This is a genomic window from Shewanella vesiculosa (assembly GCF_009994065.1).
Taxonomy (GTDB): domain Bacteria; phylum Pseudomonadota; class Gammaproteobacteria; order Enterobacterales; family Shewanellaceae; genus Shewanella; species Shewanella vesiculosa.
The window spans coordinates 1-12,251 of record NZ_JAACSD010000002.1 but is presented as its reverse complement, the minus strand read 5'-3'; the positions used below and the strand labels follow the sequence as shown (position 1 = coordinate 12,251).

The 12,251-nt window shown below is 40.1% G+C and carries 10 protein-coding genes, 1 pseudogene and 1 riboswitch; of the genes and pseudogenes, 6 read left to right on the top strand and 5 right to left on the bottom strand.

Going from position 1 to position 12,251, the window contains the following annotated elements:
- The 3 genes and pseudogenes from GW828_RS00120 to GW828_RS00110 all read right to left on the bottom strand — a co-directional run.
- Positions 1 to 418, bottom strand: a pseudogene (locus tag GW828_RS00120) (Na+/H+ antiporter); the annotation flags it as partial.
- Positions 419 to 497: 79 nt separating this feature from the next.
- Positions 498 to 714, bottom strand: a riboswitch (Lysine riboswitch).
- A 358-nt stretch (positions 715 to 1,072) separates the two neighbouring features.
- Positions 1,073 to 1,996: an electron transfer flavoprotein subunit alpha/FixB family protein gene (locus tag GW828_RS00115; protein WP_273059880.1), complete on the bottom strand. Its 924-nt coding sequence runs from the start codon at positions 1,994 to 1,996 to the stop codon at positions 1,073 to 1,075.
- A gap of 1 nt (position 1,997) precedes the next feature.
- Positions 1,998 to 2,747 carry an electron transfer flavoprotein subunit beta/FixA family protein gene (locus tag GW828_RS00110; protein ID WP_182742700.1) on the bottom strand — a complete coding sequence of 250 codons (750 nt, stop codon included), beginning with the start codon at positions 2,745 to 2,747 and terminating at the stop codon, positions 1,998 to 2,000.
- Positions 2,748 to 3,179: 432 nt separating this feature from the next.
- Here GW828_RS00110 and GW828_RS00105 point away from each other — a divergent pair, with 432 nt between their 5' ends.
- The 5 genes from GW828_RS00105 (at position 3,180) to GW828_RS00085 (ending at position 7,562) form a co-directional block, all read left to right on the top strand.
- Positions 3,180 to 3,590, top strand: a complete 411-nt coding sequence (locus GW828_RS00105; protein ID WP_124017984.1) for an H-NS histone family protein — start codon at positions 3,180 to 3,182, stop codon at positions 3,588 to 3,590.
- Positions 3,591 to 3,753: 163 nt separating this feature from the next.
- Positions 3,754 to 4,149 (top strand): Rcs stress response system protein RcsF, encoded by a 396-nt coding sequence (rcsF, locus tag GW828_RS00100; RefSeq protein WP_124017983.1) that lies wholly within the window; start codon positions 3,754 to 3,756, stop codon positions 4,147 to 4,149.
- A gap of 114 nt (positions 4,150 to 4,263) precedes the next feature.
- Positions 4,264 to 5,052, top strand: a complete 789-nt coding sequence (gene tsaA / locus GW828_RS00095; protein ID WP_220487626.1) for a tRNA (N6-threonylcarbamoyladenosine(37)-N6)-methyltransferase TrmO — start codon at positions 4,264 to 4,266, stop codon at positions 5,050 to 5,052.
- Positions 5,053 to 5,056: 4 nt separating this feature from the next.
- On the top strand, positions 5,057 to 5,668 hold the full coding sequence (locus tag GW828_RS00090; protein WP_124017982.1) for an acyltransferase: 612 nt from the start codon (positions 5,057 to 5,059) through the stop codon (positions 5,666 to 5,668).
- Positions 5,669 to 5,846: 178 nt separating this feature from the next.
- Positions 5,847 to 7,562, top strand: coding sequence for a proline--tRNA ligase (locus GW828_RS00085; protein WP_124017981.1), 1,716 nt, complete (start codon positions 5,847 to 5,849; stop codon positions 7,560 to 7,562).
- Positions 7,563 to 7,622: 60 nt separating this feature from the next.
- Here GW828_RS00085 and GW828_RS00080 read toward each other — a convergent pair whose 3' ends face one another.
- On the bottom strand, positions 7,623 to 8,987 hold the full coding sequence (locus GW828_RS00080) for a sensor histidine kinase (protein WP_273059876.1): 1,365 nt from the start codon (positions 8,985 to 8,987) through the stop codon (positions 7,623 to 7,625).
- 31 nt (positions 8,988 to 9,018) lie between these two features.
- A complete protein-coding gene (locus GW828_RS00075; RefSeq protein ID WP_273059875.1) occupies positions 9,019 to 10,560 on the bottom strand; it encodes a DUF3369 domain-containing protein in 1,542 nt (513 codons plus the stop codon).
- A 342-nt stretch (positions 10,561 to 10,902) separates the two neighbouring features.
- On the opposite strand from GW828_RS00075, the gene GW828_RS00070 reads away from it, so the two are divergent.
- The gene (locus GW828_RS00070) at positions 10,903 to 12,030 is read left to right on the top strand and encodes a patatin-like phospholipase family protein (RefSeq protein WP_124017978.1); all 1,128 of its coding nucleotides are present in this window, start codon (positions 10,903 to 10,905) and stop codon (positions 12,028 to 12,030) included.
- The last annotated feature ends 221 nt before the right edge of the window (positions 12,031 to 12,251 follow it).

Genomic DNA, 12,251 nt, shown 5'->3' with positions numbered 1-12,251 from the left:
AAATAGAACCTACGACTAAACTATTGAAGTAGTCATCAATAAAGACTACACAGCCTAAAAAAATGGTCATTAACTTAGCATCGCGCTTATTACGAATGCGCAGTTTGGCCCAATCAGCAAAAGCACGAGCAGAACCACTAACGGTGATCAATGCGGTTATCATGCCCAGCACAACCAAAAAACCTAAGATATATACGTTCCAACTATTCAGTGCAGCATCTTTCCAAACGAGCTGACTCGCTGTACTTAAAATATATTCGCTGCTGCCAACCAATGAAAAATCGGTCAGCAATAAGGCACCAAAAATAATACCTAACCCCAAAGACAGCAATACCTTACGGGTTAAAATAGCCAGTGTAATTGCCAAAAGTGGTGGCAAAACAGAAAGTGCCGAATCGGCATAACTTATTATCATAATTTAATTATTTCTTCGTTGGATACGAATAGAGAAAAACTAGAAATAAGACTCGCCATACACAGAAAGTATATGGGTTAACTTATCTAGTAGCACTCCACAGAAATATCCATTTAATATGAATATCATTATTTTTATCACATAGATAAAAACACTATGACAGTACAGCCCCTTTCGAGAACTGGCCCAACAAATGAGGGCGATCACCTCACTTATTTCGGCATTGCATCCTTTTAGGTTGAATTATTGGCATCACCCAATTCAACCTGACTATTATGCAATGCACCTCTACTTTTGTATTTGTAATCATAAATAGCCCATTACAAACAGCGCGCACATACAATCATAAACCACACGCTCTATACCAGCAAAAAAGTCCTAAACTACAGCACAAATAACAATATTATTAACTATAGCCACAATTTAATAGCATTAGTTTAACGTTTCTAATGCAAATGCACACTATCGCACTGAATACAAAAACGGCAACTGGATAACCCGACTGACACCTTTGCTCATAAAAACATCCATATGATAAAAAATATCAATAAAAAAGGTTCCTACTTTACCAAGTAGAAACCTTTTAATCTGAACGATTGGCTAGTAGAACGACACGTTAAACAAGCTAATGACTCAATTGGGGTCAATAATATGCCATTAAAGCAGATTATTTAATGCAGGAATGGCTTCAAATAAGTCCGCGACTAAACCGTAATCTGCCACCTGGAAAATAGGCGCTTCAGGATCTTTGTTAATAGCCACAATCACCTTAGAGTCTTTCATTCCGGCAAGATGTTGAATCGCACCCGAAATGCCCACAGCAATATACAGATCAGGGGCAACAATCTTACCTGTTTGTCCCACTTGTAAATCGTTAGGCACAAAGCCAGCATCCACTGCGGCACGAGATGCACCTACTGCTGCGCCAAGCTTATCGGCTAGTTGCTCTAAAATAGCAAAGTTTTCACCACTCCCCATGCCGCGGCCACCAGAGACAATAATGCCTGCATTACCTAGCTCTGGACGGGCTGATTCAGTTAACGACTGAGACACGAACTCAGTGCGAGCATCAATAGCTTGACTTAGGTTAACCACTTCAGCATTGCCCGTTGTCGCGACAGCATCAAATGCACTAGAACGCACAGTCATGACTTTCTTCGCATCTAAACTCTGCACTGTCGATAGCGCATTACCGGCATAAATAGGACGCACAAAAGTGTCACTACTGACCACTTCAATGACTTCTGAAATTTGAGAAACATCTAACAATGCTGCGACACGAGGCAATGTATCTTTACCAATACTGGTTGCTGCAGCCAAGATATGTTCATAATCAGCTGCAATCTCAACGACCAACTTAGAAACGTTTTCCGCTAATTGAGCACCATATTGAGTTGCATCAGCAACTAATACTTTACTCACACCGGCTAAGTGTTGTGCTGCCGTTACCGCAGCAGAACAATCAACGCCCGCTACCAGTATATGAATATCACCGCCAATGGCGGCAGCTGCGCTAACGACTTTGGCCGTGTCAGTTTTCAAACTCACATTATCGTGTTCTGCTAATACTAAAATGGTCATGTTAGATCACCTTCGCTTCATTTTTTAACTTATCGACTAACGCCTCAACAGAAGACACCATAATGCCAGCTTTACGCTCAACCGGAGGTGTTACGCTGATCACTGTTTGATGTGTTTTCAAGCTCACACCTAAATCAGCCACAGTCATAATGTCTAATGGCTTGCGTTTAGCTTTCATAATATTGGGTAATGAAGCATAGCGAGGTTCGTTCAAACGTAAATCAACCGTGACAATGGCAGGTAAAGGCATTTTCAGGGTTTGCAGTCCGCCATCTATTTCACGAGTAACGGTGATCATATCACCATCAACTTTTACTTCTGATGCAAATGTCGCTTGTGGCATATCAGTTAGTGCCGCTAACATTTGTCCAGTTTGGTTGTTATCGCCGTCAATAGACTGCTTACCAAAAATAATTAACTGCGCTTGTTCTTTTTCTTGCACAGCTTTTAACAGTTTCGCAATTGATAGTGGCACCAATTCTTCATCAGTTTCAATATGAATGGCTCTATCAGCACCTAATGCCATTGCAGTTCTTAATTGCTCCTGCACTGCTTTTGCGCCAACACTCACCACGATAACTTCAGTGGCTACGCCAGATTCTTTCAAGCGAACCGCTTCTTCAACTGCTATTTCGCAAAATGGGTTTAACGCCATTTTAAGGTTCGTCGTATCAACACTTGTGTTGTCAGCTTTTACCCTGACCTTTACATTGGCATCAACTACGCGTTTAACAGGCACCAATATTTTCATAGGTTTTCCTTCTACACCTTCAATGTATGTGGACAACACACTGGCGTTTGCCAATGCAAGATAGGCTAACTTTACGTCCTGTTAACGTTAACGTCAATCAAAGTCAAACGACTGTTTATATTTTTTTTATGATTGTGGTGGCAATCAAACAAAACAAACTGTGGAACATTAATTATTTGATACAAGTGATTAATTAAAATTTATTCAATATTTAGATGATTTAATTTGATTCAATGACAAATAGTTTCTATTATTACAGTTATATTCAGTATTAATTAAGCTGTCTTGGTAATAATCAGTGAGTTAATGTTATTTATATTAATAATAAAGACCACAACAAACCAAATGATGCACTGAAATTTACCTGAAACATTAAAAAACATCTTTGATAACTTTTTATTTTATAAATAAATCATTAGGAAACTACACAAAATGAGTGATTTTTTAGACATACTAACCCACGGCCGTCGTTTTAAAGCTGCAGTAAAAGAATTGTCTCTTGATGATTTACGCGAAACCGCGGCAAAATTAGAAAAGATCATTACTGAACGTGAAGAAGAAGAAAAATTAGAACTTGAAGCCAATGCAGAGCGTAATGCTCGTATTGCTGAAATTCTTGCTCAAATTGAAAACAGTGGTTTATCAATCGAAGATTTAGGTGAAGTCACAGCCTCTGCTAAAACATCAACTAAAAAGCGTGCACCACGTCCGCCAAAATATCAAATCACCATTGACGGTGAATTAATTCAATGGACAGGTCAAGGTCGTATGCCAACCGTATTCAAACAACAAGTTGATAGCGGCAAAAGCATGAGCGAATTTTTAATTCCAGGCATGGAATAAATATTTTAACTAAAGAATAATCTCACGGTTAATTCTTTAAAATAAAAAAGAGCTTACTTAGGTAAGCTCTTTTTTTGTGGCATTTGATTGCTTTATCATCGCCATAAGACAGGGTAAACTAACTGTTGCAGATCTATTACCCATTAATAATAAGGTTACGGCCATGACGTTTTCTCTTAAATATGCATTTATAATCTCAGGCATAGCACTATTATTGAGTGCTTGTGCCAGTGATTACACGTTCAAAAGTAATTTAGACAGTAAAGCCATCAATGATTATTTTAAAGTCGGTGATGTGCAGTTATACGAAGGTAATGAGCAACCCAAAGGGACATTTGAAATATTAGGTTTAATTGAAGGTGAAGCCTGCCAAGAAACCAAACAGGATGCACCACCACAAATGTCAGTGGCTCGCACTAATGCCAGAAGAGCTGCAGCAGACATAGGCGCAAATGGTTTTGTAGTTAAAAGCTGCTTTATGATTACTGAAGCTGACAATAGTTGTTTTAGTCGAGCGCTTTGCGTTGGCCAAGCGATTAAAACAGCTGCAAAAAAATAATAACTCAATAGAGTATATTCGCAGCCTATAGATGATGAGTGCTCATATCACACTCATCAATATTTTTTATATTTGATTTTTCATTTCCTATTTTCTGTTTAATTCAGGTACCGCATGACACAAGGCAACGATCAACACAGCCAAACAGCTCCTATTAATAACCAATCTAGCGTGCCGTTTAGTAGCCAATTAAATGCAGTTGCAATATGCAGAACCCCCTATAAACAAAAGTTTGGTATTCCGCGTCAACCGGGACTAGTCAATGCTGTCGGTTATATTGAGTTTGAACCTGATTTTAATCATCTTGATGCAGTCAGAGGCATAGAGCAATATTCACACTTATGGTTACTATTCAGTTTTCATGAGAATTTAGCCCAAGGTTGGAAAACCACAGTGCGCCCTCCTCGACTAGGGGGTAATGAAAAACTAGGCGTGTTTGCCACACGATCTACATTTCGCCCCAATGGTATTGGCCAATCAGTGGTAAAGCTACACGGGGTGGTTCAACGTAAAGGTAAAGTGTGTTTGGTGATATCGGGTATGGATTTATTAGACGGTACGCCAATTGTTGATATTAAGCCCTATGTTCCGTTTTCCGATGCAATTACTGATGCAAAAGGTGGTATTGCGCAAGATGCACCTATCTTGGTTCCACTGACTTATACAGCCCTAGCCAGTCAACAAATTAATCTTTATAGCCAACAACAACAATATCAAGATCTTGCCGCGCTTATTGAAGGTGTATTGTCCCAAGACCCTAGGCCCGCGTATAAAAAAGCCAAAGACGATCCCAAACTATATCAAGTTGCATTGTACGATTTAGATATTTTTTGGTGTGTTACAGCACAAGGTATCGAAGTACTAGAGCTTAAACCGACCAAAGTGACATTGTTAAAGGATTAACCCTATGGCAGAAATTGATTACCAAGCTCAACACAAACGACGCTTATCATGGATGCCATGGCTGTATTTTTCACTCAAGCCTAAGCATTTAGCCTGGGCAAAACCATGGCAAGATGAGATTCAACAGCAGTTGAGTCAGCTGGAAACCATTCATATTGGCGAGCACAGTTTTATTGCCCCACAAGCTCAACTGTTTGCCGAACCCGGGCGAGATATCAGCATCGGTAATCAATGCATGATTGCAGCAGAGGTATTTCTGCATGGACCTATCACCTTAGGTAATGAAGTGGCAATCAATCATGGCTGCAGCTTAGATGGTGGTCGTCATGGCATAACAATAGGCAACCAAACACGGATAGCTAATAACGTCACCATTTATGCTTTTAATCATGGCATGTCACCTACTACACCAATTTATAAACAACCCGCGACATCAAAAGGTATCGTAATAGGCCAGGATGTGTGGATTGGCGCTCAGGCAGGTATTGTCGATGGCGTGACGATTGGAGATTACGCCGTTATTGGTATGGGCTGTATTGTGACCAAAGATGTAGCAGACTACGCCATCGTTGCAGGTAATCCGGCTCGAGTCATTGGTGATAGACGCGACAAATAGCCTCAAGCAGTGATAATGCAAGGATAAATCGATAAAAATGACGTTATTTCAACTTAGCTATCTCAAACTTGGCATTTAAGCATCACAAAGCCTGCTTTTGAGTCGAATTAGCAGGTGACATCATTAATGCAGGTGCTAAAATGACGCTAATTCATAGCAACTATTTTGGACATTGGTAATGCGAGTTAGTAAGTACCTGCTTTCAACACAAAAAGAAACTCCTGCAAATGCAGAGGTGATTAGTCATCAGTTAATGTTACGTGCCGGTATGATCCGTCGCAATGCTTCAGGTCTCTACAGCTGGTTACCGTCAGGTTTACGTGTATTACGTAAAGTTGAAGCCATTGTTCGTGAAGAAATGAACAAAACAGGCGCTATCGAAATACTAATGCCATTAGTACAACCAGCTGATCTATGGGTTGAAACAGGCCGTTGGGATAAGTTTGGTCCTGAATTATTGCGTTTTCAAGACCGCAACAATCGTGATTTTGTATTGGGACCTACCCATGAAGAAGTGATCACCGATTTAGTCCGTAAAGAATTAAGTTCTTACAAGCAATTGCCGCTAACACTTTACCAAGTACAAACCAAATTCCGTGACGAAGTACGTCCACGTTTTGGTGTCATGCGCGCACGTGAATTCTTGATGAAAGATGCCTATTCTTTCCATTTAGATCAACAAACCATGGACAGCACTTACCATGCAATGCACACCGCATACAGCAATATTCTGACTCGTATGGGCTTATCATTCCGCCCAGTACTTGCAGACACTGGCTCTATTGGCGGTAGCATGTCGCATGAATTCCATGTACTGGCTAACAGCGGTGAAGATTTAATCGCTTATTCAACAGGTAGCGACTATGCCGCTAACATTGAAAAAGCTGAGGCAGCAATGCCAGCCGGCACACGTGCAGAGCCAACTCAAACAATGACGTTAGTGGATACACCTAACGCCAAAACAATTGCAGAATTAGTTGAACAATTTGATGTCGTTATCACTCAAACGGTTAAAACCTTAATCGTTAAAGGTGCAACGGAAGAAGCACCATTGGTAGCATTAGTTATTCGAGGCGATCATGAGCTTAACGAAATCAAAGCCGACAAGCTTGAATTAGTCGCTTCACCCTTTGAATTTGCTTCAGAAGCGGAAATCCGCGCAGCCGTTGGCGCAGGGCCAGGCTCTATCGGGCCTGTAGGCTTAACGATGCCAATTATTATTGATCATAGTGTCACTGTAATGAGCGATTTTGCGGCCGGTGCTAACGTTGAAGATAAGCATTATTTTGGCATTAACTGGGAACGTGATTTACCTTTAATCACTTCAGCGGACATTCGTAATGTTGTAGAAGGTGAGTCAACGCCGGATGGCCTAGGCACCTATGCCATGGCTCGTGGTATTGAAGTGGGACATATCTTCCAACTTGGTACTAGCTATTCTAAAGCCATGAATGCCACTGTGTTAGATGAAAATGGTAAAGCACAAGTTCTGTTGATGGGTTGTTATGGTGTCGGTGTAAGCCGTATTGTGGCGGCTGCCATTGAGCAAAATAACGATGACCGCGGCATTATTTGGCCAGAAGCTATCGCACCGTTTACGGTAGGTATTTTGCCAATGAACATGCATAAGTCACATCGTGTGGCCGACATTGCCGAAAAACTTTACCAAGACTTAGCTGATGCGGGTGTTGAAGTATTAATGGATGATCGTAAAGAGCGTCCAGGTGTTATGTTTGCCGACATGGAACTTATTGGCCTACCGCATGTTGTGGTGATTGGCGATCGCAATATCGATGCTGGGGTGTTTGAGTATAAAAACCGTCGCACAGGTGAGAAACAAGACATTCCATTTGATGAGATTGTAGCTTTCTTGACCAACGCGGCAAAAGGCTAGTTATTGATATAGCATGGAAAAAACGCACTTTCGAGTGCGTTTTTTTATTCTTGAATTCCTTTAATCGAGATCTTTAATATAAATATCGACTTCAAAACCTTGATTAAGTTCTGAAACAATCTCAATCCTACCGGCCAATTTTTGTGTTGCTAGGTTATGCACAATAGACATGCCTAAACCAGTACCGCCGACATTTCGTGCAGTGGTAAAGAATGGCTCAAAAATTTTACTTTTAACGTCTTTACTTAATCCTTTACCATTATCTTTATAGAACATTTTTATTTCATCGCCACACATCTCTGCGCCTAAGAGAATGCGTTTCTTGCCTGGAAATCCCTCAGGAAAAGCATGTCTAAAACAATTGGAGACTAAATTAGTAAAAATCTGCGCGATGGCACCAGGATAAGAATTAACAAACAGCTGTTGTTCTAATTGAATATTCAGCTCAATGCCTTGCTTACGAGTGAGTGGTCGTAATGGCGATGAAATCTGTTCTAAATACTCGGTTAAGTTAATATTTTCTTTCTCTATAACAAGTTGATCTGCCGCCGTGCGCTTAAAGTTATGTACCAGTTCAGCGGCTCGCGACAAATTGCGTTCGACGAGATTAAGGCCGTCGGTCAGTGTGTCCATGAAATCAACAAACTTTTGTTCATCAAGATCTCCTGCCCCATAATACTTTTTGAGTTTATTGAGCTCATCAATACAATGACTGGTGGAGGTGACCGAAATACCTAGTGGGGTATTCACTTCATGCGCAACACCCGCAACGAGATTCCCCAATGCGGCTAATTTTTCATTTTCTATCAAGCTCGCTTGAGTTATCTGCAAGTTTTTGATGGCTCTTTTGAGTTCTGCTGTTCTTTTCTCAACTTGTGTTTCTAAAGCACTATTAATAGATTCAAGTTCAATTTGATAAGCTTTGACTTTTTTAGCATTGACTGCACGGCCATACAAATCGGCTAACGAGCTCACGAATGCTTGTTCATCATAGGTCCAGTGCCTAATCTCACCTTTATGCTCACAACAAATAATCCCGATCATCTTACCCGCATGCCTAATTGGGCTGTCCAACATTGCGGTAATTGCGTTAGGGCGCAAATAGATATCAGCGAATTCGTATGTGGCTGGATCGGTCAAAGCATCACTGGCAGCAATAATTCTCTCTGTATCAAGAGCCTTAAAGTAACTGGGGAACTGAGATCGGGTTAAGGTAATATTATGTTGTTTGGTATCATTGTCGATTAATAAAAAACAATCAATTGACTGATTATCGTCAGTTAATAACCAAATACCGGCTCGACCTATATTCAGTCCACGACATACTGATTTAATAATCAAGGTTGACGCAAAATCTAAATCGCCCAAATCAATCAATTCAGACTGGCTGACTTCTAGCAATACCCGCTCACATATTGGATTCATATTAAATAGCTTAATCTGTTGGTATCAGTTATTAATCCGGCATTTCCTGTTGAATCTTCACAAACTGATTCAGTAATGCCAAACTTGCAGTGCACATAAGTGGATCAAATTGATTACCAGACTGCTCAATTAAATAATCTCTTACCTTTTCAGCGGGCCACGCCTCTTTATAACTACGTTTGGAAAGTAAGGCATCAATGACATCAACGATAGCCATGATTCGACCTTCAATAGGTATCTCATTACCCACTAAGCCACGAGGGTAGCCCTTACCATCCCAGCGTTCATGGTGGGTGTAGGCTATTCTCGCACCCATTTTGGCAATAATACGGTTTGATGCAGCAAGCAAGGCATAACCCTTTTCTGCATGAGTTTTCATTATTTCCCATTCATCAGGAGTCAATTTAGCGGGTTTATGGAGAATACTCTCAGGAATACCGATTTTACCCACATCATGTAACGGAGCTGCATAACGAATTGTTTCAACAAAATCATCACTCATGCCAACATATTGAGCTAACATTTCGCTCATCACAGCGACACGCCTTACATGGGCACCGGTTTCTTTACTGCGCTGCTCAATGGCATCACCAATAATGAGGATTAGCTCACGTTGGGTTTGTTGGACATTTTCTTTGCTAGAAAGGTTTTCAAAAGTCAGGCTGACATTGGCGGCAAATAATTCTAGTATTCTGACTTGCAAAGGGGTTAATTCGGTATCATGTTGCAGATATAAGATACTCGTGACATCTAGGCCAAATTTATAAAATCCCACATAAATATTGTCATGAATAACCGACTTGCCTAAGGTGATGGCTTCAATAATATACTCTTTAACTTCACCGGGCAGTGATTCGACATTATCTATCTCACGATAACTGACCAGACTGCCTGTTGCCGCAAGTAAATTCATCTGAGTATCTTGATACAAGTCTTCGCGAAAACTGGTCAAATATAGCGCTGAATTACTTAAATTAAGCAATTGCAATGTCTGCTCGAGAACTGCGCTACCGAAATTATGCAGGGTATGACTTAACAAGACAGATGAAGAAGCTTGAATAACCTTCTCCATCCCTCGCTGACTTTGTTCAATCGTTTTAATATCTCGATATGAGCGTAACGATGTATAAACACATGATTTAAGCTTAGTCGAAGTTAACTCAGTTTTAGCCTTGTAGTCATTGATATCAAACTCTCTAATGACCCTTTCTTCTGGCGCACAACCTGGCTGCCCTGTTCGGAGAATAATCCGCGTGCTGTGGTTGTTTAACTCATTACGGATGCGCTCAACTAAATCAAGCCCCGCATGGTCATTTTCCATCACCACATCGATAAATGCGAGTGCGATATCAGGCTCATCACGTAGTAAAGCAAAGCACTCTTTAGCAGTAAAGCTGGAGTAGAAAGCGAGCTTTTTACCGTCAAATTCGAAATGACCCAAGGCAAACTTAGTCACATCATGGATGCCAATTTCATCATCGATAATAGCAATTTTCCAAGGCGAAAGTCTGATAGCCTTATTGATTGAATCGTTATCAACCGATACTTCTGATTTTGTCTTAAACAGTGCCACATGCCATCCTTAAAATTGAATTACCAATTGAATACTAGCTAAAAATCAACGAGTGGCCATTTTTAAAATCAACATCTTAGACCATAAAAACATCATTAATCATGACATGTAGCTAACATTAATAATACATATACGAGCAAAAAAACACCTTAGATCTTATCTAGTATTAATCTGGATATTTTTTTATGCAATAAATACTCATCGTTATGTCTTATGGCGAATGTTTTAAGCAGATTAAAGTATAGACAATAAATAGCATAGTCGACTTATTGACAACTGGTATATAACATTAAAACCACTCATACTAGAAATTCGTCCATCAAAAAGATTAAGGGATAAAGCTTGTCAATATCAACAGCATTGGTATTAGGTGGTGGTGGTGCTAGAGCGGCATATCAAATAGGGGTATTAAAAGCCCTAGTACAGTTTTATCCCCGCAACCATAATGTTCCATTTGATATAATTTGCGGTACATCCGCTGGAGCCATTAATGCAACGTCCCTGGCCACCCACGCATCTTGCTTCCATTTAGGCATAAAAAAACTGGATTGGGTGTGGCGCCATTTTGAAACCCATCAGGTTTATCGGGCATCTATTGCGCAAGTGTTGAGGCATTTGGGGAAAATGGCAATTAAAGGCCTCCAAGACGATAAAGTAAACCCGGATGCTGGCAGCCTACTCGATAATCAGCCATTACGACATTTGTTGAATAAACTGATTGATTTTAAAAGAATTGATCGCAATATCGGTAATAAAGCACTCAAAGCTGTCAGTATCGATTGCTCGTGCTACAACAATTCACGATCATATAGCTTCTATCAAGGTAATGATCACATTGACGATTGGCAACGTGCTAGACGCGTTGGTATCCGTAGTTTATTGCACACTGAACACCTGCTCGCAAGCTCTGCAATCCCAATGGTATTTCCATCAATTAAACTTAATCAGGCCTATTATGGTGATGGTTCTGTCCATCAATTATCACCATTATCAAGTCCGATCCACCTTGGTGCGAGTAAAATATTTGTGATTAATTTAGACAGTCCTCACAAACACTTCCCCATCGAATTTGAATATCATCCAAAAACGGCAACCATTGCTGGTCATTTATTAGATACGATTTTCTCGGACACCTTAAACAGTGACTTAGAACGTTTACAGCGGGTCAATAACACCTTATCAATGATATCCGCCACAGATCGTGAGACATTAAACTTACGCCATATTGATACCTTAGTGATTAAACCAAGCCAAGATTTAAGTCGCATTGCAGAGCGATTTTATGATGACATGCCGTTTGCCATCAAAACGTTATTAAAATTTTTCGGCATTAATCGACAATCAGATTCAAGTATTGTGTCATACCTGTTATTCGAAAAAACCTATACTAGTACCTTGATAGACTTAGGCTATCAAGATGCAATGGACAGAATTGACGAGATAAAACAATTTTTTGACATCAAAACATAAATTTAACGTTAGGGCTCAAAATTTATGATATATCTATAGATAAGCTAACCACATCGGTTGATGGTAAAACCAGAAGTATACTCTGTGCACCACTGCTAAAATGGGTCTTGAGATACCGATTGAAGAAAATTAAATCGGGCATATTGCAATATTCATGATGGTAAATAGTACTCTTGTAGATGGCTTATTTTTAACTTAACAAGAATCACCCCAGAACTGCC